This window comes from Mesorhizobium sp. B4-1-4 (assembly GCF_006439395.2).
Taxonomy (GTDB): domain Bacteria; phylum Pseudomonadota; class Alphaproteobacteria; order Rhizobiales; family Rhizobiaceae; genus Mesorhizobium.
Genome location: NZ_CP083950.1, coordinates 5,980,818 through 6,004,893, shown reverse-complemented (window position 1 = coordinate 6,004,893; position 24,076 = coordinate 5,980,818). Strand labels below are relative to the sequence as shown.

The 24,076-nt window shown below is 59.5% G+C and carries 21 protein-coding genes; 13 read left to right on the top strand and 8 right to left on the bottom strand.

All coding sequences use genetic code 11. The features are described from left to right. Positions 1–4 precede the first annotated feature (4 nt). Positions 5–346, bottom strand: coding sequence for a hypothetical protein (locus FJW03_RS28730; RefSeq protein ID WP_140766376.1), 342 nt, complete (start codon positions 344–346; stop codon positions 5–7). Between the two features lie 53 nt (positions 347–399). On the opposite strand from FJW03_RS28730, the gene FJW03_RS28725 reads away from it, so the two are divergent. The 11 genes from FJW03_RS28725 (at position 400) to FJW03_RS28675 (ending at position 14,542) form a co-directional block, all read left to right on the top strand. After that, the gene (locus tag FJW03_RS28725) at positions 400–1,974 is read left to right on the top strand and encodes an ABC transporter substrate-binding protein (protein ID WP_140766377.1); all 1,575 of its coding nucleotides are present in this window, start codon (positions 400–402) and stop codon (positions 1,972–1,974) included. 5 nt (positions 1,975–1,979) lie between these two features. Further along, positions 1,980–2,840 carry a DeoR/GlpR family DNA-binding transcription regulator gene (locus FJW03_RS28720; protein WP_140766378.1) on the top strand — a complete coding sequence of 287 codons (861 nt, stop codon included), beginning with the start codon at positions 1,980–1,982 and terminating at the stop codon, positions 2,838–2,840. After that, positions 2,837–3,853, top strand: a complete 1,017-nt coding sequence (locus FJW03_RS28715) for an ABC transporter ATP-binding protein (RefSeq protein ID WP_140766379.1) — start codon at positions 2,837–2,839, stop codon at positions 3,851–3,853. The genes FJW03_RS28720 and FJW03_RS28715 overlap by 4 nt, the downstream gene beginning before the upstream one ends. Continuing rightward, on the top strand, positions 3,850–4,833 hold the full coding sequence (locus tag FJW03_RS28710) for an ABC transporter ATP-binding protein (protein WP_140766380.1): 984 nt from the start codon (positions 3,850–3,852) through the stop codon (positions 4,831–4,833). The genes FJW03_RS28715 and FJW03_RS28710 overlap by 4 nt, the downstream gene beginning before the upstream one ends. Then, positions 4,833–5,771 (top strand): ABC transporter permease, encoded by a 939-nt coding sequence (locus FJW03_RS28705; protein WP_181173324.1) that lies wholly within the window; start codon positions 4,833–4,835, stop codon positions 5,769–5,771. The genes FJW03_RS28710 and FJW03_RS28705 overlap by 1 nt, the downstream gene beginning before the upstream one ends. Before the next feature lie 69 nt (positions 5,772–5,840). Then, on the top strand, positions 5,841–6,650 hold the full coding sequence (locus FJW03_RS28700; protein ID WP_140766382.1) for an ABC transporter permease: 810 nt from the start codon (positions 5,841–5,843) through the stop codon (positions 6,648–6,650). Positions 6,651–6,659: 9 nt separating this feature from the next. After that, on the top strand, positions 6,660–8,141 hold the full coding sequence (locus FJW03_RS28695; protein WP_140766383.1) for an alkaline phosphatase family protein: 1,482 nt from the start codon (positions 6,660–6,662) through the stop codon (positions 8,139–8,141). Positions 8,142–9,206: 1,065 nt separating this feature from the next. Then, positions 9,207–10,442 carry a hypothetical protein gene (locus FJW03_RS28690; protein ID WP_140766384.1) on the top strand — a complete coding sequence of 412 codons (1,236 nt, stop codon included), beginning with the start codon at positions 9,207–9,209 and terminating at the stop codon, positions 10,440–10,442. Continuing rightward, positions 10,439–13,153 (top strand): hypothetical protein, encoded by a 2,715-nt coding sequence (locus FJW03_RS28685; protein WP_140766385.1) that lies wholly within the window; start codon positions 10,439–10,441, stop codon positions 13,151–13,153. The genes FJW03_RS28690 and FJW03_RS28685 overlap by 4 nt, the downstream gene beginning before the upstream one ends. A gap of 608 nt (positions 13,154–13,761) precedes the next feature. Continuing rightward, positions 13,762–14,034, top strand: coding sequence for a hypothetical protein (locus FJW03_RS28680; protein WP_140766386.1), 273 nt, complete (start codon positions 13,762–13,764; stop codon positions 14,032–14,034). Positions 14,035–14,347: 313 nt separating this feature from the next. Beyond that, the gene (locus FJW03_RS28675) at positions 14,348–14,542 is read left to right on the top strand and encodes a hypothetical protein (RefSeq protein WP_226890490.1); all 195 of its coding nucleotides are present in this window, start codon (positions 14,348–14,350) and stop codon (positions 14,540–14,542) included. 86 nt (positions 14,543–14,628) lie between these two features. Here FJW03_RS28675 and FJW03_RS28670 read toward each other — a convergent pair whose 3' ends face one another. The 4 genes from FJW03_RS28670 to FJW03_RS28655 all read right to left on the bottom strand — a co-directional run bounded on the left by FJW03_RS28670 (position 14,629) and on the right by FJW03_RS28655 (position 18,578). After that, positions 14,629–15,642 (bottom strand): zinc-binding alcohol dehydrogenase family protein, encoded by a 1,014-nt coding sequence (locus FJW03_RS28670; RefSeq protein WP_140696718.1) that lies wholly within the window; start codon positions 15,640–15,642, stop codon positions 14,629–14,631. Between the two features lie 74 nt (positions 15,643–15,716). Further along, positions 15,717–16,637, bottom strand: a complete 921-nt coding sequence (locus FJW03_RS28665; RefSeq protein WP_140610332.1) for a sugar ABC transporter substrate-binding protein — start codon at positions 16,635–16,637, stop codon at positions 15,717–15,719. An 88-nt stretch (positions 16,638–16,725) separates the two neighbouring features. Continuing rightward, the gene (locus FJW03_RS28660; protein ID WP_140696721.1) at positions 16,726–17,511 is read right to left on the bottom strand and encodes an ATP-binding cassette domain-containing protein; all 786 of its coding nucleotides are present in this window, start codon (positions 17,509–17,511) and stop codon (positions 16,726–16,728) included. Then, positions 17,511–18,578, bottom strand: coding sequence for an ABC transporter permease (locus tag FJW03_RS28655; RefSeq protein WP_413466518.1), 1,068 nt, complete (start codon positions 18,576–18,578; stop codon positions 17,511–17,513). Before FJW03_RS28655 ends, FJW03_RS28660 begins: the two co-directional genes overlap by 1 nt. A gap of 147 nt (positions 18,579–18,725) precedes the next feature. Between FJW03_RS28655 and FJW03_RS28650 the strand changes: the two genes are divergently transcribed. After that, complete coding sequence (locus FJW03_RS28650) at positions 18,726–19,622, top strand: GntR family transcriptional regulator (protein ID WP_140766388.1); 897 nt, start codon at positions 18,726–18,728, stop codon at positions 19,620–19,622. 406 nt (positions 19,623–20,028) lie between these two features. Here FJW03_RS28650 and FJW03_RS28645 read toward each other — a convergent pair whose 3' ends face one another. From FJW03_RS28645 to FJW03_RS28635, 3 genes are all read right to left on the bottom strand, one after another. Further along, the gene (locus FJW03_RS28645) at positions 20,029–21,537 is read right to left on the bottom strand and encodes a tripartite tricarboxylate transporter permease (protein WP_140766389.1); all 1,509 of its coding nucleotides are present in this window, start codon (positions 21,535–21,537) and stop codon (positions 20,029–20,031) included. A 27-nt stretch (positions 21,538–21,564) separates the two neighbouring features. Further along, the gene (locus FJW03_RS28640) at positions 21,565–22,038 is read right to left on the bottom strand and encodes a tripartite tricarboxylate transporter TctB family protein (protein ID WP_140766390.1); all 474 of its coding nucleotides are present in this window, start codon (positions 22,036–22,038) and stop codon (positions 21,565–21,567) included. 131 nt (positions 22,039–22,169) lie between these two features. After that, positions 22,170–23,144, bottom strand: a complete 975-nt coding sequence (locus tag FJW03_RS28635) for a Bug family tripartite tricarboxylate transporter substrate binding protein (RefSeq protein WP_140766391.1) — start codon at positions 23,142–23,144, stop codon at positions 22,170–22,172. 251 nt (positions 23,145–23,395) lie between these two features. On the opposite strand from FJW03_RS28635, the gene FJW03_RS28630 reads away from it, so the two are divergent. After that, a complete protein-coding gene (locus FJW03_RS28630; protein WP_140696730.1) occupies positions 23,396–24,073 on the top strand; it encodes a response regulator transcription factor in 678 nt (225 codons plus the stop codon). Positions 24,074–24,076 lie beyond the last annotated feature (3 nt).

Below are 24,076 nucleotides of genomic sequence, written 5' to 3'. Positions count from 1 at the left end.
TTTCTTAATGTCGGATGAATTCGCTACGGTTCACGGCTGCCGCGAAAGGGAGCAGGTCGCCTTGTCGGATCCCGTTTGCTCTTAAGGAAACTGATGTCGCCGTCCGGCATGGAGCCGCATCGCAATAGCCGCGCCAAATCCTTGCCGCCGCCTCACCTTCAAACCCATCATTGAAGCCATCCGCCTCTGCAAGCTGGGCCGGCAGTTGGGCCGTCTTATAACCATTCCAAGCCTGCTCCATCAGATCTGCATTTTCTGTTGCATAGACGTTCTGCCGCAAGAGCTGAGATACACACATTTTCACATTAACGGGCAATAATTCACATAAACACATAAATTCTGTCATGTGACTGTCATCTGGGGATGCCACTGAATTGCCAACTTCAGCGGAGTTCCCCCATGACCAAGTTCGAACTTACAAGGCGAGACGTTCTGGCAGGCGCTGTAGCCGCTGCCGTATCGACAGCATTTATTCCGAGTGTCGGGCAAGCGGCGAACACAACTCGCAAGACGTTGCGTGTCGGAATGTCAGGCTATCCGCGGACGTTGGATCCGGTGATCGCAACCGACACCGCAATCCGGCGGATCATGCCTCAGGTTTTCGAGACATTGATCGCGCGCGAGCAGGATGCAAGCATGGCTCTGAAACCTGGCCTCGCTGAGCGCTGGGAGCGGATCGACGCGCAGTCGCTTCGCGTTTTCCTCCGCAAAGGGGTGACCTTTCACGATGGTAGCCCGCTGACCGGCGAGGATGTCGCTTTCAGCCTAGGCCGAGCTCACCTTCTGGGACCGGGCGGGTCGGGCGCCACCGAGGCCCTGGCCTTCCTTGACGGGCTTGACCATGTGGAGATTGTGGACCCGCACACAGTTCTCATTCGCACCAAAGGCCCCGATGCTCTCCTTGAGCAGCGATTGGCCTCATGGGGATCGGAGATCGTCTCAAAAGACGCCTTCACTGCGGCGGGCTCGTGGGAAAAGTGGACCGTAGCTCCGGTCGGGACCGGCCCCTATCGTTTCGTTAGCCAGAAGCTGGATGTAAATGTCGTCCTGGCTTCGTATGACGGCTACTGGGGCGGCCGCCCTGGTTTCGACGGCATCGAATACCGCATCATCCCCGAGCTCGCGGCACGCGTGAACGGACTTCTGGCTGGCGAACTCGATCTTGTAACGGACATTCCCCCCGATCAATTTGCACAAATCAGCAATCGCGGTGAACTGGAGGTGGCAGGCGGGCCTGTGCAAAACATCCGCAGCCTTGTCTTCGACAGGACCGACCCTGTCCTCAAGGATCCGCGCGTCCGCAGAGCAATGAGCCTGGCGATTGATCGCAAGTTGCTGATCGAAAGCCTGTGGAACAACATGCTTCCCATTCCGAACGGCTACCAATTACCGACCTACGGCTCAGGGTACATCGAAGACTTTCCGACGCTCGCGTACGATCCGGAGAAGGCGAAGTCGCTGCTGGCCGAAGCGGGTTATAACGGTGAGGAGATCACTTACCGGCTCCTCAACAATTACTACCCGAACCAGGTCTCCGGCGCCCAGGCGATGATCGAGATGTGGCGTGACGTCGGCTTGAATGTGAGGATCCAAATGATGGAGAACTCCGGACAGCTCAAGCAGAAGCCGGTACACGCGATCTTCGACACCTCCAACACAGCTCTGTTCCTCGATCACCTTGGCCACCCCTGGCGTGAGTATGGGCCGAACGGTGCGTGGGCTCATCTCGTCGGAATTTGGGAAAACGAAGAATATTTTGCCTTGGGGTCGAAGCTGCAGGGGACGGTCGAGCCTGAAAAGCGCCGACCGATCATTCGCCGCATGCTCGAAATCATCAATGAAGTTGACCCCCCTAGCATCATCTTACACGTATCCGGCCAATATTACGGCAAGCGAAGGGACTTGCACTGGCTGCCGGGTCAGACTCTCGATCTCAATTTCGGCCCATCCAATCCCGGGCTGATGAGGACCTGAGGCGGATGCAGGACGACCGCATAACTTCACTGGCCGAACGAGGTGCTTCCAGGCTCGGAGCTGCTCGCCACAAAAGCATTCTGGCAATGATTGCTCGTGGCGAGATTCTCGCTGTGGGCGAACTTGCGAGCCGGTTCGGCGTCTCGCAGGAAACCATTCGCCGTGACATCCGCGCTCTGGAAGATGCGGGCATGCTCAAACGCATACATGGAGGGGCGGCTCCAGCGGGGGCCGTTGACTTGACCGCGCGAAAGCCCGTCACCGAACGGTTGTCCGTTGATCGCGATGCAAAAGCGCTCGCGGCAACTGCCGCTCTGCCGCTTTTCGAAGAAGGCATGAACGTCTTCCTCGGCGGCAGTTCGACCATGTCTCTGCTTGCCGACGAGCTCGCCCGTCGGGGCCCCGCAATGACGGTGACAACCAATATGATCGACATCGCGACCACGTTATCGGCGTCTGGCCGATTTGTGGTTACGCTTCTCGGTGGAGTGGTGAATCCGATGACACATACATTGATCGGAACCGACACAATACGTGCCCTTGAAAAGCGCGTGTTCGATCTCGGTGCATGCGGCGCGAGCGCTATTGATCCGAGACACGGTTTTTTGGGTCCAACGGAATGGCATGGCGCGCTCTCTGCCACTTTGGCCGAGCGTTGCCAGCGGCTGGCCTTCGTTGCCGACGCGTCCAAGTTCGGTCGTGTGGATGCTCACATTGTGCAGCCTTTCGACAAAGTAGATGTGTTGGCTACTGACCAGGAGCCAACCGAGGATATGGTCTCCCTGTTGGAAGGATATGGTGTCGTCGTTTTACTCCCCCCGGGCGCCAAGGCCCGCGATTTCGATAACCAAAAGGCGCTGCGATGAGCTTTGCGGCGCTCGGGCCCGCCACGCAGCCGATTGTCGAGGTAGCAGGCCTCCAGGTTGTATTCGACACGAGCCCCGTCTTGCATGGGATCGATCTGACCGTTAGCCGCGGCGAGGCGGTGGGCATGGTTGGCGAAAGCGGATGCGGCAAATCTGTGACATGGCTTGCCGCCCTCGGCCTTCTGCCGAAGAACGTCGTCGTTCGCGGCAGTGTCCGCCTCGGTGGAAAGGAGCTGCTTCACGCTCCCGTAGGGGAACTTGAAGGAGTCCGCGGCAGGCGTATAGCGATGATCTTTCAGGATCCGGCAAGCGCGCTCAATCCGGTGCACAAGGTCGGCGACCAAGTGTTGGAAGCAGTCAAGCTACATCGTGGGATGGACGCAGCCGCGGCTAATCACGAAGTTCTGCGACTATTCGATCAGGTCGGCATACCTGATGCTCGGCATCGACTTGCCGTCTACCCGCACGAACTTTCCGGTGGGCAGAATCAACGTGTGATGATCGCAATGGCGCTTGCAGGCCAGCCCGATGTCCTGATCGCGGACGAACCGACGACCGCGCTCGACGTCACGATCCAGGCTCAGATCCTGGACTTGTTGCAGCAGGTCCGCCGGGATAACGGGATGGCGCTCGTGCTGATCTCGCATGATCTAGGGATTGTCGCTGAAGTCTGCGATCGCGCGCTCGTGCTATATGCTGGGCGCGTTGTCGAGGAGGCCCCGGTTGATGAGCTCTTCTCCCGTCCATCGCACCCATATACAAGAGGTCTTCTCGCTGCCCTTCCGCGCATCGATGGACCGCGACGCCCCCTTTCCACCATTCCGGGCATTGTTCCACATCCCAGTGAATTGCCCTTTGGCTGCGCCTTCGCGCCGCGGTGCAGCGAAAGCTCGCAGATTTGCACGACGACGCAGGTCAGGCTTGCAGCCATCAGCAACAATACACGCCGTAAGTCTGCCTGCTTGAATACGCCCACCCAGGGCGCCCGTCGGGCCGAGGCCGCGCCTGCATGAGCGGTGCTCCGATCATCCAAGCGAAAGGGCTTGTACGCCGCTACGTCTCCCAGCGCAGCCTGTTCGGAAAGCCGCGATTTGTGACTGCCGTGAACGGGGTTTCCCTGAGCCTCGAGCGTGGCGAAACCTTGGGCCTGGTAGGTGAATCGGGGTGTGGAAAGTCGACCACCGGCCGGCTTCTCGTTGGCCTTGAACCGGCGGATGCAGGAACAATATTCTTCGAAGAAGAACCGCTTCCCGACGCTTCCCATCTGGCGTGGAGGCGGATGAGAACCCGGATCCAGATGGTGTTTCAGGATCCGCTCGCGGCTCTGGACCGTCGATGGACAATCGGTGCGCAAGTGGGCGAACCGCTTGACATTCACGGCATCGGAACGAGGGCAGAGCGTCGCCATCGCATCAAAGCCCTTCTTGCTGATGTGGGCCTGCGTGTCGACCACGCCGACCGTTATCCTCATGAATTGTCTGGTGGGCAGCGACAGCGTGCGGTTCTTGCCCGCGCGCTTGCGTGCGATCCGCAGCTGATCGTTCTTGATGAACCGGTTTCAGCACTGGATGTGTCCATACAGGCCCAGGTCATAAACCTGTTCGGTGAAATGCAGCAGAAGCGCAGTCTGTCGATGATATTGATCAGTCACGACCTGCGTGTGGTTCGCCAGGTAAGTCACCGCATCGCCGTGATGTATCTCGGGGAGATTGTTGAGGAAGGCTTATCGGACGACGTTCTGCACGACCCGCTGCACCCCTATTCGCGAGCGCTTGTCTCCGCTGTTCCGCAGCCCGGACGAGGAGGCTCCAAAAGAATAATCTTGCAGGGAGACCCACCAAATCCCGCAGCGCGTCCGAATGGATGTGCCTTCCATCCTCGTTGCCCGATTGCCCGTTCTCTTTGCGCCGAGCATGCCCCGGCTTTACGAAAGCTCTCGGCCACGCGGAGCGTCTCCTGTCACTTTGTCGAAACGGAAACAGAGGCGCTGTGATGCTCGGGTTCATCGTAACGCGCTTAATTCGGGCGCTCCTCACGATCGTCATCATGGTCACGTTCGCCTTTGTTGTTCTGCGGGCATCAGGCGATCCAGCCCTTGCCCTGCTATCACCGGAGACGCCACCTGCGGCTGTGGAAGCCTTTCGGAAGAGCTGGGGCCTCGATCAATCACTGTGGGTACAATATCTGCGCTATCTACTGGCGATTCTGCATGGTGATCTCGGTCAATCAATGCGCGACGGACGTGCAGCGGTCGTGGTGGTAGCTGAGCGTATCCCAATAACGCTGCTCCTTACGGTACCGGCACTTTTGCTTAATATTCTACTCGGCATTCCCGCTGGCATACTGGCCGCGCTCAAGCGCGACAGTTTTGTCGATCGAGCCGTCATGGCGAGTGCGATTGCTGGGTTTACAGTGCCATCCTTTGTGCTCGGTCTCCTCTTGGTGCTCATCTTCGCCGTTGAACTCTCCTGGCTGCCCTCAGGCGGTGGTGGCGGCATTCAGCACCTGGTTTTGCCCGTGGTGACGCTTGGCGTGGGCGGGGCAGCAGTGATCTCGCGATTTACGCGCAGCGCCATGTTAGAAGTTCTCGGCGAAGCTTACATCCGCACCGGCAGTGCGAAAGGCGTGCCGTGGCACCGTGTAATCAGCTCGCATGCCTTGCCCAATGCAGCCATTCCCATCGTGACCATCGTTGGTTTCATGATCGGAAATCTTATTGCTGGTGCCGTTTTGGTTGAAAGCGTGTTTTCGTGGCCTGGGCTTGGGAGCTTGCTTGTGGTCTCCGTCATGAGCCGCGATCTCGCCGTCGTGCAGTGTATTCTGCTCTTCGTCGCGTCCGCGATGATCATCACCAATGTTGTCGTCGATCTCCTTTACGGATTGCTGGATCCGCGGCTTCGCGGCGGCACGCGCCGACGTGGAAGTGCTTGAGTGAGCCATACTGCAGCAACCGAAACTGTCCCAAGGCCAAAGGCGCGCAGCGCGCGATCGCCGGTTCCGATGGCCGTCAAACTCGCACTGTTGTGGCTCTGCTTCACTCTGATTGTGGGCATATTCGCCACCGCCCTCTCCCCTCATGACTTTACACAGCTCGACTTACGTCACCGGTTAGCACCGCCCGAGGTGCTTGGTGGCGCTTACGGGCACATCTTGGGAACTGATGAGCTCGGGCGAGACGTGCTTGCTCGTCTGCTAAGCTCGATTCGCATGAGTTTGCTTGTGGCTTTCGGCGCGACGCTGATCGGAGCTGTCCTGGGGACGACCCTGGGGTTTCTGGCCGCACATTTTCGCGGTTTCATCGAACAGGCCATTCTTGCGTGCGTTGACTTTCAGGCGAGCATGCCATTTCTCATCCTCGCATTGGCAGTGCTGGCGTTTTTCGGCAATTCATTGCCGCTCTTCATCGCTCTGCTGGGCCTGCACGGGTGGGAGCGCTATGCTCGCATCACACGGGCCCTCACGATTACCGCGAACGCCCAAGGGTATGTGACAGCAGCGCGCCAGCTCGGCGCTGGCCCCTGGCGCCTATACCTGCGCCACATTCTGCCAAACATCGCCTCGACTTTGATGGTGACGATCACCATCGCTTTTCCCGATATCATCTTGCTTGAAAGCGGATTGAGCTTTCTCGGGCTCGGTGTCCAACCCCCGCTCACGTCCTTGGGTAACATGGTTGGCTATGGAAGGGATTACCTCACCCGAGCGCCCTGGATCCTTGTGTCACCGGCGGTGGTCATTTCCCTGACGACACTTTCAATTTCACTCGTCGGCGATTGGCTACGCGATCGTCTCGACAAAACAATTTCGTGAGACCTTTACATGAATTCAGTAAATGCGGCTCGCGTCGTCCTGGTGAGCTTTGACGGTCTGCGGACCGATCTGATCAACCCTCAAACCACACCAAATCTCGTCAGGCTGCAGCGCCAGGGCGTCACGCTTGAGCGACATAGAACGATCTATCCAAGTGAGACGCGGTCCGCCATGCCCAGCTTGGTGACTGGAGCATGGCCCGGACGCCACGGCATGGTGGGGAATGCTTATCTTGACCGTAGTAGCGAACCCCCGTTCTATGCCGACACTTCTAATGACAAACTCATTGAAGCCCTGGACCGAAGCAGCGGCGGCAAACTGATCGGCGCGATTTCTCTCGGCGAAATACTGGCGGTGCATGACCGCAAACTTGCGGTCTTGGCTTCGAATTCCGCAGGCACGACCCGACTCTTCAATCATAAGGCGCGCGCTCTTAATCACTTGACGATTAACGGTCATTTCGCCTCGGTCGCAACGTCACAAGCTCTTCTAGCAAGTCTCGAAAGCCGTTTCGGCCCGCTCCCGCCTGTGCCGCCACAGGGTACACCGGACTTACAAACTCAGACATTTCTGACCTCGACGTTTCTGGAACTTGCAACACAGAAGATGGGGCCTGACGTAACAATCCTTTCGTTTGGTGAGCCGGATATTTCATCTCATTATTGTGGCACCGCCGAGCAAAGGACACTTGAGGCGCTCGCATGGACCGATCGGGAGTTCGGACGCGTCCTGGACTGGTTCGAGAGCGAAGGAAAGGCGAAGGGGGTCCATCTCATCGCCGTTTCCGATCATGGCCACATAAGCGTCCACCAGCGGGCAAACATTCATGAAGTGCTCGCGGATGCCGGATTTCACAGTGGCTGGGCCCCAGCGCCGGCCATCGATGCGCTGGTCGTTCCGGGTCAAGTTGGGGCGGTTTATCTGATGGATCCATCAGAACAGAACATCCGACGGGCAGTTGGAGCCATCATCAAAGCGCCCTGGTGTGGCCCTATCTTCACCGCCGCTCGAAATGAAGTCGAAGGCATCGCCAGCGGGAGCTTTGCGCGAAGCATGGTGAACCTTGAACATCCGCGTGCGGCCGACATCCTGTTTTCATATAGGGCCGACGACGAGATCGATGCCTTTGGGCTTGTTGGCCGCACCTGGAGCAGTGATGCACCGATAGGCCTTGGTGTTCATGGTGGGCTTCATCCAAGGGAGATGGAGGCTGTTTGCATCTTAGCCGGTGCAGCCTTCAAAACCGATGCGCAATCAAGCATCCCATCGGGCATTTGCGACGTCGCACCGACTCTTCTGGAATTGCTCGGTATTGACCGTCCGAGGTCCATGGATGGTCGATTGCTGACCGAAGTTTTTTCGTCACCGCGATACGCGGCGCCGACCACAGTTTCTGAGAACATTCACGAGGCGGAAGCGGGTAATTATCTGCAGCGGCTACGTCACGTGCATGTCGAAAACATTACTTATGTCGACTGCGCTTGGGTCTAGTGAAGTAGTATCGTTAAGTTCGAGCGAAAGATCCAGAACTAGCGGAAATGAACAAATAGGAAATAATCACAATTCCTTGTGCTCGATCAAATTCGATAACGGTTGTTCGGTGTAATAAGTGCTCTCACCACGATACCGGGAGCTGGATAGAGGATGTTAAGTTTCCATTTACTTTCAGCAGACGCTAAAGCGAGTGCCTACGAACCTAAGAAGACTAAGCGGTCGACTCGCGAGCCAATGGGGCTGCAAACCTCGGTCCTCCTTACGTTGAAGGAGTATCGCCGGCGTTCAGTAGTTTCCACCAATCACGTCATGACAAGGGTGCGAGGGCTGTGTCCCGACTGCGCGCTCTCTGACCCAGCGTTGGCCAGATTGATCTAGGAGGCGGCGATGTTGCTGACATTGATCCGTGTTCGACCCGCATTTTCCAAGGCTAAATAACCTGCGCTCCGTGGTGGTTTTGTTGCACTTAACTACACATCAGGAGCGCTAGCCCGGCCCGTCTCAGCGCTATTTCTCAACCGTGCTTTGCCTGCATTGTCTCATGACCGTTGAATCGAAAGACGCTTGGTCCACCAAACCATCGCCGAGGCAATCTGGCCCTATTCGCAGGACAAATCTGATGCGCCCGACTACTCCAAGCCCGGGAGCCTCCTAACCTGCCGCGACTCCCCTTTGGCCAAGACACCACCGACTGGCCATGGCCTCCGTAGCCATCATCACGAATGCCTGGAATGGGGCCGTCTGCAGACAGGCAGCTTTAAGCCGCTGAGGCCGTAAAATCGCCGCTGTCGATAACGCCCCTGCCTGACCCGACCGACTTCGGGAGGTCACCCGTCATCAATGGAAAGCCGCCAAACAGGCTCCGGCCGCTTTTCCACGCTTGAAAATTGCGTACGGCTTGCGCAACCAGTCTGCAGGATGGCACTTAGGCGGGATTAATAGCATGGCACTTCAAACCTCGCTCGTGACAACTGAGGACTGTTTCTGACCGCGAACGCCTCTTCCTCCAAGCTGCTGAGCAATCACCTGATATGGACGGTGCTGCGGGATCGCCGGAGTTTCGTGGTTCGTGTCGTCGAGCCCAGCGTTTACGCACCTGCCGCCCACGGCGACATCTTCGAGCAGGTCATCATGGAACTTATCAATCCGACGCCGCGTGCGATGGATGGCTATACCAGGACCAGCTTCCAAGCGGGTGCGCCCTTCGACCTGCTCACTTTCCCCGAAGCGTTCGCGCCGGCAGAGGCCTTGCTGTCGGTGTTGCAGTCGCTCAGCCAAGTTCAGACGCTTGGCTGTATTCATGTCGGGCTTCGACCGGATAGCGATGATAAGCGCCATCTCTTCTCGAACGCCGAGATCAGGTCACTCCTTGAGGCCCTGCTCGCGATCCCGGCCACCGTGCCGCAGGATCTCGCGCCTTTTCGTTCATGGTTCGAGACCCAGCCGGCAAACCTCCATTTCAACTTGGGCTGCCTGTTCACGCTGGACGTGGACGCGCGCCCACGTATTTGCATCCATCCCAAGCTGGTGCGTTCGCAGTACGAGTATAGCCCGCTTCCCGAGAGGATGATGGAGGAAGCGAACCTGTTTTCGCTAGTGACGCTGCTGCCTGCCGACAAACGCTACCTGTCAGTCACGATCCAGCCATTGATCTGCTCGGACGCCCTCAACCTCCCCACGGACCGCGCCACACCTTCGCCGCTTGCTGTGGTGAACGCTGCCGAGACACCGTTCGACAACCCGCCTGATCATATCGACGTAGTATCTGTCGTGACCCACACGCCCCAAGTCGAATATGGGCCGGCGACGACCCAGCCGCGCCCACGGGAATGGCACCTGGAATTTCGCGACGCCTTCTGCCGCGCGGCGCAAAGCGGCGAGTTGCCGCGCCATCACTTCGCGACCTTCATCCTTTCGAACTTCGAGACGCTAAACGGAGGATCGAAAGGTGGGCTGTCGGGCATTTTCCAGCCGATCGATCCGCGTGAGGAGCAATTGCACCCTGCGGTCGGCCTGAATCGCTATGGGCGCAGCAGAATTGATGGCGGGAACAATACTTGGCATCAGTTCGCGCCAGGCGAACCGAGAGACTGGCAATGGCGCGGCTATATCGCCGCGCTGACGCAGCCCCCCAAAGACGAGGCGGTGCGGGTTCTCGGCTTCAACCTCTCGAGCATGCTACGCGATTCCTCGATGTGGCGGCCGAGCCGCGCGCCAAACAGCTGTGAAATATTGCTTGGCCGCTGGAAGTCGCCGAACCACCTTGCATTCGCCGACTGGAAAGCAGGTCAACCATGATGGATCCCGACACGCTACGAATGATCAGCTTCGGTAACGACGCTCCGGCATGGATTGCGTTGAGCCATTTCCTATCCGCCGATCTAGTGCGCGAGCTCTCCGCCGCTACCATCGGCGCGACAAGTGACGGCACGATCCAACTCGGCGACTTGTGCATCGAGCAGATGTCGGGCGGCCTGCCGCACCTAGCTACCTGGACGATCCGCCTGAAGCCAGACCAGGAAGGCCTGGCGATCTATCTGCAGGATGTTCTGCGTGTCTTGACCTGGCAATCCGATGCGCGCGTCCACTATGATGACAGCCGTATCCCGGAAGCCTTTCGTGAGCGGTGCCGGACGATCGCATCTGCCTTTGAACTGGCCACCGTCGATTTCGCCTCGATCAGCTATTGGCTTGGCAATGCCGAGGGTGGATCCACTTCCCTGACAGTGATCGGAAAGGCGATCAGCCTTGTCGCCGCCCTTGGGGACCGAGCGGACCCGGCGACCATTCGAACGGCCGACGAAGCCCTTGCGCCGCTCGACCCTGCGCTGCGGATCGTCGCCACGAAGCATCTGGGCGACCTCGCGCTGTACGCGGACCGCCCGAGTCTCGCCGGCGCGCTCTATGCGACGACGCAGCGCTTGTGCGAAGGTCTTTCTGACCGGAGCTGGTCCCAGTTCGTCGAAGCCGTTGCGGACATGACGCTCCAATCGCTTGCGACCGTCTACGGCATGACGGGTTCGCTCAAAACCACCTACGCCATGCTCGGCGCGATCCAGGCGCCAGAAGCCCTTGTGACTAAGCCCTTGCTCGCGCTGAATGCAGCGCTGGCGGCAATGCATGCTGCTTATCAAAACGACGATAGGCTGTTTTCTCCGGATGTGCGCGCCTGCGTGCTCGACGCTCCGCTGCTCCAGCACTCACATGATCTCGGCGCCCCCCTCGTTCATTGGGCGAACAGGAAGTTCAGCAACGCTCATCAGCGCTTCTGGGCTGCGCTTCGCCGTCTGAATGCGCTAGGCGGCGCCACGCTTTCGACCGAAGCCATGGCGTTCTACGGGCGGTCGTTTTTCGACGAACTGTACGAGCATATCGGGCGTCATCGTCAGCCAAAGAGCTTCGATCTCGCGCTGCGGCTGGTGATCAGCAGCGGGCGCGAGGATGCCGTAGGTCCAGAAGCTAGCCGAGAGGACCTTGTCGATGCCTATGTGACACAAGAGGTGATCCGCTTGGCGACGGAAGTCGCCCAGAGGCATGCCGGCGTCCGGCGTGAGCGTCTGAATGTGCTGGTGAAGCTCTTCACCGCCTGGCTGGGCACGTTAAGCGCCGAAAAGGAGCATCTCGCGTGTCTGTTAATTGATGCCATCACAAAACTGGCTCGGGAACCGCCAGGAGATTCATTCATCCAAGGGCATAGCCTGCCGATAACAAGCCTTGTCGCAATCAAGGAAATTGCACGGAAACGCCCTGAATTTGTGCAGTGCGCCTCGCGGATCATTGCCGATGCGATCCTTGCCGGCTTTGCTGCCAAGCGATTTGACCTGACAGTAGCCGGTCTGGAAGCGGCGGTCCACTGCGCGGCAGCATTTGCTCCCGATGATCTGACCCGTCTGGCAGATGTCACTCTCACCGTTCTCGAAGACAGGCCGCCATCAGAGGGCGCCTGGCCGATCATCTCACCCGCCATCACCTTCATCGCCTGTGATGAGGTGCGTGCGCTTTGGGCGGAAAACTCAGAATTCGGATCCCGGTGCGCAAAAACGATCTTGCGACACGGTCTCGGGGACGCGACAGAAAGCACCCGTCTCCTCGCGCTGCTCGACGAGATCCTTCCTTATCTCGATGCTCCGGTTGCACAGGACGAGCGCATTCAGGAGGTCGTTCGAACGGTGCGGAACGGCGCCCTGAAGTCGAACCATTCGGGCGTCACGGGAAATATCGCAGTGCTGTTCGCCACTCCTGCGTTGGTCGGCCGAGACGGGATCGACGATGCCGTGCGCGGCCTGATTGTCTTGCTTGGAACGGCAACGACGCAGCGACACAACATTGCCATTGCGACTGCTTACCAGCCTCTCAGCACCCTAACCTACCGACTGGACACGATTGCCGAGGTCCTGTCCCTCCCCCCAAGCGACTTGGATGCGCTGCTTGACCCGATCGTGAGCGCACTTGAACAGTTCTGGCGAGTGGCTCGGCACAATGCGTTGCTCTTTGCACCCTTCGCAATCCCATATCCCACAGTGCCGAACCTCGTCACGGTACAGAATTGGGCTTTTGTGACCCTCGGCTTCGCGCGGCGGGCAGGCGTGTTCGACCGTCTCAGCAAGGTCGTCGAAGAGGCTGCGGACAACGATCAACTCGCCAGGCCGATCGCGCTGGCACAAGCTGTCCGCCTGACCGCGGGCGATCCGATTGCGCTCGATCCGGACGCAATCCGTCTGGAGCGTCGCGAGCCCTTCTATGCAGCCTTGGGCGAGCGACTGGCCTATATCGCGGCGCTACCGGCGAGCGAGGATACGACAAGGGCGGTCGCGGCTCTGGTCGAGCGGTGTCTGGTCCTTGGCCCCGACGGCCTTGACGCGGGCGTGTTCGTCATCGCGTTGCGTCAAGAGGCGATCGATCTTCCGACTGCCGCCATCAAAGGTTATCGGCAACGTCTCGAACGCCATCGCTCCTTGATGCAGGGCTTGTTCCCGCTGTTTCGAGCGCTGACAACGCAAAGTCAGTAATAATCGTCTTTCGTGGCAGGGTAGAAGCCACCGGGCGCGAACGACCGCATTCGGGATCGGTGCCGCAGACAGCGAACGACCATCTTGGAGGCGCGAAGCAGACGTTCAAGACTTTGTTAGTAGGAGGTCACTTCGGTCAACTTGCGCCATGCGCTTGACAAACTCGAAATGCCATTAGTGGCGACCGGGGGCAGTCAAGCTGCGCCGAGCCGGGGCCTGCGAGTAATATTCGGGAACCGAACCAATCCACAGAAATATTTTGTTGGTATTTTTGTTGGCTAGCGCTGCTATTGCGCGAGTCTTAACTATCTGAAACGACATCCATATTCCATTTACTTGGATTCCGCCTCTGGGCACCATCACTTATTTTAAGATTTTTCCGTCGCATTTCAATAACTTATGCGTTCACTTCGATTCCGCATTTCGCAATCCAAGTTTTCTTTTATTGGCGAACTGCCAAAGCCTCATCAAACCATAGCGAAGCTGAATTTCGCTTGGTCTCTCGTTTTGCCACAATTGAACGCGTGCTAAGCGCTGGGCCAAAACTGGTCCAACGTGAGCAGTTGTTGGTATATTTGTTGGTATCTAAGTGCCTGTTGGTATGAATTTTGGGGAATGCCAAACGCCTCGCCGAAACGTCGCCACGCTTCTCAGCCGAAGATATCCGAAATAAGGCCTGCGCTGGCAAGATAAGCAAGGCCGAGATAAGGAAGGCCGAGCGTTCCAGCCCGGGTGGCGATGGTGCCGAAGGTTATGATCAGATTCCCTTGGTTTGGATGGCTGGTCCAATATTTACGGAAGCCTTCACCGCCGTTTCCGGCGTGGTCAGCCCCTTCAATGCGCTGATGTTGGCCGGCGCGTTCATCAGTCCGCGTATGTGACCCCCGGCTTGCCGAACACCCCGTTCGCGGCCAGGCAGGGCAGCCAACCGAACTCACCTCTGCTTACCTCTCCCATTGGCGTATTCAACCCGAGCAGCGTCGTCCCATACTCAGCACAGACAGCACGGACCTCCTCGGCTGGCGTGCCGTAGGGCCAGTGCAACTCGACAGCGCGAAAGCCCACCTGAGCAGCCGCCGCTATACGCTTCAGCAGTGGCAGGTCCAGCCATAAGAAGCCCAAATTTGCCGAAAGTCTTGCCATCTACTTCAGCTTGAATAACGAGTCGACCGTGGCCTTGTCTTCGACGGGCGGGTGGCGGACGACTTCAATCTGATGACCGGCACATGGGTGCAGGCCGGCAAGCTGCGGCTCGACATGCTGGAGTCATTCGGCGGGCTGGTCCAGGACCTGGTGGTCTGCGGCCATGACCGCGTGGAGTCGGCATGCTGGTCTTCCCGCGTCCCACGCAACTGCCGGCCGCCAACAGTTCCCAGGACACCTTCGTGAACGAGGCATTGATGGCGGCCATTGCCAACCGGATGGTTCGGACGACTTTTGCTTCCCTTGTGTGTTGGGGTGCCTCAGTGAACAGCCTAAACGGCTATCACCGCCTTGATAAGCCCCGACTTTTGGTGGACCCAATGCGGGATATCGCGGAGGCTGTCGCGCAGGGTCGTGCGGTCCGTTATAAGCTTGGCCACAGGAACGGTGTCATCGTGCATTGCCGCCATGACGTGGTCAAAGTCGACTCGAAGCGCGTTGCGGCTGCCCATCAACATCATCTCGCGCTTGTGGAATTCGGGATCGGAAAAGCTGATCTCCTCCTTGATGACGCTGACCATTATCAAGGCTCCCCCATGCGCCACATAAGCGAAAGCGGCCTCTATCGACGCCCTGTTGCCGGTCGCATCAAAAACAAGGTCGAAACACTCGCCATCGGTTCGCTCCCGCACCAGGTCGGCGGGCGACAACGAAAGTCCATCGATAACGGGGAAACCGAGTTGACCTTCGGCGAAATCGAGCCTTTCCCGGCGGACGTCCATGATCGTCACTATCTGGCCGGCAATACGTGCAAATAGCGCCGTGCCGAGTCCGATAGGGCCTGCGCCGATGACCAGAGCACGTTTCCCGGCGGCAAGTTGGGAGCGCCGCACCGCGTGGGCACCGATGGCCAGGAATTCGATCGCCGCCGCATGGTCGAGCGACAATCCTCCGATCGGATAGAGATTGTCGGCAGGCACGAGCAACTCTTCACACATACCGCCGTCGCGATGAACGCCCAACACCTCGATCGATACGCAGCAATTCGGCTTGTTATCACGGCAGGCTATGCATCTGCCGCAAGCAAAATAAGGATTTACGACGACGCGTTCGCCGATGCGGATAGGGACGCCTTCCCCGATCGCAGTCACCGTGCCTGCGAGTTCATGCCCCATGACACGTGGATAGGCCAGGTAGGGATGCTTGCCTTCGAAGATGTGATAATCGGTGCCACATATACCGACATGGCTGATGCTGACCAGCGCCCATCCTGCCCCCGGCGGGCCGGGTGGGGAGCGATCTTCGAAGATCAGTTCGCCGGGTCGTCGGCAAACGAGCGCTTTCATGCGGATCACCTTCCTTTGAGTGTTCCAAAAAGAACCCGGCGGTTGAGAAGACCGCCGGGCCAAGGTGTAGGAGCTTATTCGAAGTCCTTGACGTTCTGCGGCGTCACGAGGCCAGCGCCGGTGTCCACATTGGCGTCGACGGCCTCTCCGCGGATTGCCTTGACGACAGTATCGATGCCAAGCTCGCCCATCTTTGCCGGAAATTGTGCAACGCTGGCGTCTTCCGCACCCGACTTGATCGCTTCGATTTCACCACAACAGGCGTCGAAGCCGACCAGTATGATCTTATGATTGGCCATGCCCGCATTGCTGATCGACTTGACGGCGCCTGGAATTGGCGGACCACAGGCCGAGTAGATCGCCTTGAGATCGGGATTGGCGGTGAGGATGTCTTCGGTCACCGACGTGCCAAGCTCGAGCGTGCAGTTGGTTGCGCCCTTGCCGACAACGTCGACCTTGACGTCGCCCAACCCCTGCATCATGCCGGTGACGCGGTCGTCCAGTGCCGGCACCCCGGGAACGCCCTGCAGGATACCGATCTTGTCGCCACTCTTCAGCACGGTCTTGAGGTACTCCCCGGCGATCTTGCCGCCGTTGAGGTTGTTGGTCGAGACCAGTGCTGTTTGACCTTTCCAGTTGGGAATGCTGTTGTCGACGAGAACCACCTTGATGCCGGCAGCGACCGCCTTGTCGAGCGCCGGCGCAACCGTCGGGTCGACCGGAGTGACAGCCAGGCCCTTGACGCCTTGCGTGATCATGGACTCGATCAGCGCAATCTGGCCCTCGATGTCGGTCGCGGCCTGACCCTGGCCGGTAACCAGCTCGATTTCAGGATGAGCGGCCGCGTATTTCTTGGCGGCCTGTTCCATGGTTGAATAGAACGGCACTGGGAATTTGGTGATCAGGCCGATCTTGATCTTGTCTGCTGCCGAAGCCGGCAGCGCAAACACGACCGCGATAGCGATCCCTGCAAACAGTTTTCGGTTGATTGGCATTCCATTCCTCCCTTGAATTGAGACGCCTCCCGGTGGGGAAGGCCTCAGGCATTTGAGGGCCGCAACGGTCCCCAAAATCTCGAACGGATCAGGCTCCAACGATCATGGAAACCAGCTCTTGTTTGTTGTGCCTGGTCGGCACCAGCTCGCCGACCTTGCGGCCCTGGCGAAGCACCACGGCGCGATCGGCGAGTTCGACGACATGCTCCATATTGTGAGTTATCAGGATCACGGCATTGCCCTGGTCGCGGAGCGCAGCAACCAGATTGAGCACTTGGCGTGATTCACGCAGACCGAGTGCAGCGGTCGGCTCATCCAGGATGACCACCTTGCGGGCAAATACGGTGGACCTGGCGACGGCGATGGCTTGCCTTTGTCCCCCGGACATCATGGCGACGACCGCGTCGAGCCGCGGCAGGGTGACCCTGAGGTTTGCCAGCAGGACACGGGTCTCGGCGTCCATCCTGCGCTGCTGCAGAAATCGCAAGCCGCGCGGAAGCCATTGCGGCCAGGCCAACTCGCGACCGGCAAAGAAGTTCTGTCCGGGCGTCAGATTGTCGAACAGCGCCAGATCCTGGTAGACGGTCTCGATACCGGCGAAGCGCGCATCCGCGGGGGAGCGTATCTGCGTCGGCGCACCATCCAGGACAATCGCCCCGGCATCGAGTTGGTGTACGCCGCTGATGCATTTGGTCAGCGTCGACTTGCCCGCGCCATTGTCGCCGAGCAGGCCGACGATTTCGCCTTGCCGCACTTCGATGCTGACGTCGTCCAGGGCCAGAACCGAACCGAAACGCTTGGTGGCACCGCGTACGGCCAGCACGGGTTGGTCGGCAATGGCGGCCCGATCGGCATTGGTCGCAACGGCGCTCATCACTGCCTCCCAGCCTGCATGACACGCACACGTCCTTCGAGATAGTTGCGCAGCACGTCGGACTCGACCGCGATCACGATGACCACGCCAATGACGATGAGCTGGAAGAAGACGTTGACGTTGAGCAGGTTGAGTGCGTTGCGGATGACGCCGATCATGATGGCGCCGATCAGGGCATGGCCGAGATGGCCACGGCCGCCGAGAAAACTGGCACCGCCGATAATCACCGCCGCGATCGTATCCAGTTCAAGCAGATTGCCGAACAAGGGAGAACCGGCGTCGGTGCGGCCGGCGAGTATGACCGCGCCGATGCCGGCGCACAGCCCTGAGACCACATAGACCGAGACCAGGACCCAGGACACGGGAATGCCCATGCGCAAGGCGGCGTCGGGTCGACCGCCGACGGCGTAAATCCACCGCCCCCAGACCATCGTCTTGGCCACAGTGAAAAGAACCGCGGCAACACCTGCAACGACAAAAACTGAGCCAGGCAGACCCCAGACCGCATCGCGCCCCAGCGCATCTATCGAATCCGGCATTCCAGGAATGGCGCGCCCATCGGCCAGTTGAAGCGCCAAGCCCTTGGCGATGCTCAAGGTTGCCAGGGTGATTATGAAAGGATGCGGCAGCCGCCCGAAGACGTAGAAGAGCCCGTTGATGGCGCCCACCGCCGCACCGCAGCCAACCATCACCGCGATAACCGCGATGGCGGGAGCGCCGGCATGAAAGCTGAGGGCGCCGACGACGGAAGCCAGTGCGACGTTCGATCCGACCGAAAGATCGATGCCGCGTGTGAGGATCACCAAATGCTGGCCCATTGCGACAACCGAGATGACGGCGGTCTGGCCGAGGATATTGCTGAGATTGCGCCCGGTCAGGAAATAGGGTGACAGGAAACTGAGAACGGCTATCAGCAACAGCAATATGATGACCGGGCCGGCGCCCAGCAATGCCAGTCCGAGCGCCAGGCCAGGGACGGCGCCCGGCCTCTTCGGCGCAAGCATTGAGGCTTGGCTAACAGCGGTGCTGGTGTTTTCCGTTTTGGGCAAAACCCCCTCCCCGCCCAGGCTTGCGTAAGCTTGGGGCGTCAGAACCAAGGCTGTATTTTAGCTTCCTCTTATCGATAAAAAACAAACAACTTGCCCCTTGGTCAAGTTGTTTTTTATGGATAAAGTTCATGCTAAAAAGGACAAGGTTGCTCAGAGGGAAGTCCAATGCGGACCGATACTGTCTACAAGAAGGCTTTCAACCGCGCTGTCACCATGCTGCGCGATGGACAATTGACCGGCGAATTGCCTTCCGAAAATGAGCTCAGACGGCGAGTGGGAGTAAGCCGCACGACCGTCCGAAAGGTTCTGCAAGAACTTGCTCACCGCCAACTCATCGCCGAGCGCAGCGGCGTCAGGATGGCAGGCCGCGCGGTGGAGGATAGCGACTACTATCCCGACGACGAAACCACGTCCCGAGCCAAGCACGTCGAACAGCAGTTCATGGAGTGGATGCTGCGGGGTGACACCAGACCCGGCACCAGCATCAACGAACTTGAGCTTGCGCGGCAATTCGGTGTTGCGACCAATGGAATTCGCGAGTTCCTCATTCGCTTTAGCCGATTTGGATTGCTCGAAAAAAGGCCGAATACCGGCTGGCTATTCAAGGGCTTCACCGAAGACTTCGCCCTCGAGCTGTTCGAGATCCGGGTGATGTTCGAGTTACGATCGGCGCATTTGTTTTCGAGGCAGCCTGACAACTCTCCTCTGTGGGGAAAACTCGCCGCGCTCAAGAGCGCGCATACCGAACTGCTGAAGCGGATTGAAAGCCGCTTTCACGACTTCTCCGGTCTCGACAACCGGTTTCATCGGCTCATAAACGAAGCTTCGCCGAACCGCTTTATCGACGATTTCTATGACATCATTACCTTCATTTTTCACTACCATTATCAGTGGAACAAGCGGGACGAAAAGCAGCGCAACCAAGCGGCGATCCTTGAGCATCTCGCCTATATCGACGCCCTTGAAAGCCGCGACTCCGAGCGAATTGAGCGAGCCTGCGAAGCGCATCTGGCTTCGGCAAGAGCAACGCTGATACGTTCGCTGATTGGACTTAATGAATGATGGAAACCGACCCATTGAATGGCAACGGGGTATCTCTGGAATATCTGGAGACCGAAGGTTGACACATGACAGATTCCCACCCGCGCGCTGGCCGGTATGCTTGCCATTGTTGTCGTTGACGACGGCAAGCAGTTGCTCGATCCCGTTCCGCCCATCGGCGCCCAACCCCGAACTCGGATAGATGGAGCGCAACGGTTCGATATCCGCGTGAGCTGACGGGTCGAGCATCAATGGAACTCGGTGCAACTCTGCTGCTCGGGCGCGTCTTCACCGCACGAAGCGCATGGTCGGCCGGGTCACTGCCTACGCAATTCGGGCTGAGGCGCGGCCCAGAATATCGCCACACCTTGATCGGGACGTGCCAGTCCGCGCCAGGCAGTAAGGCGCCGCTCGCCTGGCGGCCCCCTCATTCGGTGGCCATCAGCATCTTGCGCCGGCGGGAACGCCGCGACAGGTAGAAAGGCACGATGGCGACGGCCGCGGCCAGAACCCAGAGCAGGTTGCAGATGGTACTGCTGAAGAGGATAGACGGATCACCTCCGCTGATCGCCAAAGCATTGCGCAGGTTCACCTCCATCAGCCGGCCCAGTACGAAGCCGAGGATGATCGGCGCCATCTCGAAGCCCGCCTTACGCAGGAGCCAACCCACCATGCCGATGCTCATCATCAGGAAGATCGAGAAGACCGACGAGTGAGTGGAATAGACGCCGACGATCGACAGGACCAAGATGCCCGGCACGAGCAGCCAGTTAGGCACGGTCAGGACGCGAGCGAATATCTGCACGAGCGGCAGGTTGAGTGCCAGCAGGATCAGGTTGCCTACAAAGAGCGAGGCGACGAGACCGCCCACGATCTCGGGCCGTTCGGTGAGTAGCATAGGGCCCGGCTGGATGTTGTAGAGCATCAGTGCGCCAAGCATGACGGCGGTGGTGCCCGAACCGGGAACACCGAGCGTCAACATAGGCACGAAGGCGCCGCACGCCGTCGCGTTGTTGGCCGCTTCGGGGGCGGCGAGACCACGCACGTCGCCCTTGCCGAAGGTCCCTTCGGTGTCGGACAAGCGCTTGGCCGTCGTGTAGGAGATGGCGCTCGAGACCGAGGCGCCCGTACCCGGCAGAATACCGATGACGAAGCCGATGAACGAGCTGCGCAAGGTCGTGCCGGTGCACTTCACGATATCGCTCATCCGTGCGGTCATCCGACCCAGTTCGCGGATTACAGTCATGCCACGCCCTTGGTTTTCCAGGATGATCAGCGCTTCGGAGATCGAGAACAAGCCGATGACGAGCACGACGAACTCGATGCCGTCGCCAAGCTCCGGCTCGTTGAAGGTGAAGCGGTAGGCCCCAGACGTTGCGTCGAGACCGACCGTTGCCAGCATCAGACCGAGCGTGCAGCCGATGAGCGTCTTTGCAGGATAGCTGCCGACCATCGAACCCAGCGTCGCAAAGGCAAACATCATCAGCACGAAGTATTCGGCGGGACCAAAACCGATCGCCAGACCGGCCAGCAGGGGCGCGAACAGCGCCAAGCCGATGGAACCGAGTATGCCGCCCACGAAGGAGGCGATGCCGGAGAGGGCGAGTGCTTCTCCCGCGCGTCCCTGGCGTGCCATGGGATAGCCGTCCATTGCCGTCATGACGGCGCCGGCATCCCCTGGCACATTCAGCAAGATCGAGGAAATGCGGCCGCCATATTCGGCGCCGCAATAGATCGCCGCGAGCAGGATCATGGTGCTCTCCGCTGGCAGGCCCATCGTATAGGCAATGGGAAGCAGCAGGGCTATGCCGTTGATGGGGCCAATGGCTGGCAGTGCGCCGACGAGCGTACCGATGAAGCAGCCGATGAAGCCGATGAGCAGGTTCTGTCCGGTCAGAGCGACCGCAAAACCCTGCCAGAGATATTCGAGGTTCATGATTAACCTTTCCGATCCGACCTTGCCTCAGCGTCCGAAGAGCGTGCCGGACGGCAGGTAGACTTCCAGCAGGTAGGAGAAGACGACCCACCAGAGGGTGGCATGGCCGGCCGCTCCGATGAGCGCCTTACCCGGCGACGCTCCGAAGATAAGTGCGGAGCCGAGCGTTAGGACGAAAATGGAAACGGCAAAGCCTGCCGGTTCGAACAGGACGACGGAAACGACCAGGAGAACCGGCAGCGCGAGCACGCGGGCAAGCAGAGCGCCGGACGGAAACCCCTCCGCGGAGCCAGGCGAGAAGAAATACCAGACGGCAAGCAGGCCGAGCACCACGGCGAGCGCTATGGGAAAGACCCGCGGGCCTAGGGGATCGGAGGAGAAGGAGTATTCGATGACGCTTCCGCCAATACCGTAGGCGACGGCAAGCGCGAGCAGACATATGGCGGCGCTGCGGCCGATCACCTGCACGGCCCGCGGAGAGGGATGCGATTCATCAGACATGGGTATTCCTTTATTTTCCGAGACCGCGGCCGCTGTCCGCTGCCTTCCTCGCTTTCCGCCCTCGCCATCGGCATGCCGATGGCGAGGGTCGTCCGCCTTGTGTCTTGACGGGAGCCTGCGAGGGCGTCGCACTACATGCCGGCTTCCTTGGCGAGGATCTTGAAGCGGGCGACATCCGTCTTCACGCGCTCCTCGAAGTCCTTGCCAAGCAGGGTGAACTCGAACAGGCCCCGCGCTTCACGCTCCTTGGCGAATTCCGACGTTTTGGAAGCTTTCTTGAAAGCATCCACCCACCAGTCGTAATCCGCATCCGAGACGTCCTTGCCGACATAGTAGCCGCGCCAGACCGGCCAATCGATGTCGAAGCCTTGTTCATGGGCGGTCGGAACATTCGCAAGATCACCCGGCAGACGTTCCGGCGACATGACCGCAAGGATGCGGACCTTGCCGGCAACATGGTGCTTGACCATCTCCGCCGCATCGCCCGAACCGACTTTCACATGGCCGCCTTCGAGGGCGGTCAGAACCGCGCCACCGCCTTCAAGCGCGACATAGCGCATGGATTTGGGCTCCTGGCCGGCCGCCTTGGCGAGCAGTGAACCCTTCATCCAGTCCTGCGAGCCCACGGCGCCGCCACCGGCAATTGCAAAGCTAGCCGGATCGGCCTTGTAGGCCTCGACCAGTTCGCCGAGGGTCTTGTAGGGCGAATCCGCCGCGACGACGAGCACGCCATAGTCGGCGCCGAGCGCACCGAGCCAGCGCACGGCGTTCTCATCATACTGGCCGAACTTGCCCTGGGCGAGGAGCAGCGCTGATCCGGAAGACGCCGCGGTGATCACGTTGCCGTCCTTGCCGCGCTTGCCGATGACGTGGTTGTAAGCGACGGCGCCGACTCCGCCTTCCATGTAGGTGACGGCCATGGGCTTGGAAATCTGCTTCGTCTCGAGCAGAGCATTGGCCGCAAGTCGGCAGGTCAAGTCGAAGCCGCCGCCGGGCTTGGCGCCGGCAAGGCATTCCGGCTTCGTCGGTTCCGCCTGTGCGGATGCTGCAAATGCCAGAGCGGCCATCGCCGCGCCAAAAAGGGCACTGCTGAAAACTTGCTTCATAGGGTTCCTCCCACGGGATTTTGAGCGGTGGCGAGAAAATTCCGCACGCCGACTGCTACATCAGGCCATTGGGCCTGGCGTATCAGTGGACATGTCCGATTTCCTCCCCGACCGGCCCCTTCGCTCTCCACCGGGCCGGCACGATCACACTAGCCCGCGTTCCTGTCACCATCCTGTCACGCCTTTGCCGCAGCTGTGAGCGCGTCCCTTCATCAACTTGTTGGCGGCACGGACCCATGCGATCATGGCGCGTGCGTATTCTCTTGGTCGAAGACACTCATGACGTGGGCGAAGCCATTAGCCGGCGCTTTCAGCAGACGGGCCACACCGTCGACTGGGAGACCGATGGGGTTGCCGCATCCGAAATCCTGAGCTTCACCGAATACGACCTCGTCATCCTCGACGTCATGCTCCCCGGCGTCGACGGCTTCTCCATCCTCAGGAAGCTGCGCCAGTCCGGGAGCGGCGTCCCCGTCCTCGTGCTGACGGCCCGCTCCGAGGTGGACGACCGGGTCAGCGCGCTCGATCTCGGCGCCGACGACTATCTGGTCAAGCCTTTCGACTTTCGCGAGTTGGAGGCAAGGGCGCGTGTCCTTCTGCGACGGCGAAGCGGCGGCGAGCCGACCAACGTCATCATCTGCGGCGATATCAGCCTCGACCGCGCCAACCGCAATGTGATGGTAGGCAAGCGCGAGATCCAGCTTAAGCGCCGCGAGATCGTCTTGCTCGAGATCCTCGCTTCGCGCCCCGGCAAGGTCTTCAGCAAGGATGAACTGCTGGACCAGTTGTTCGGCTTCGAGGAGGCCGCGGGCGAGAACGCAATCGAACTTTATATCGGGCGCCTGCGCAAGAAACTGGAAGGCGCGCGCGCGCGGATCGTCACGCTGAGGGGCAGCGGCTATCAACTGGTCTCCGACGATGCCGCATAGAAG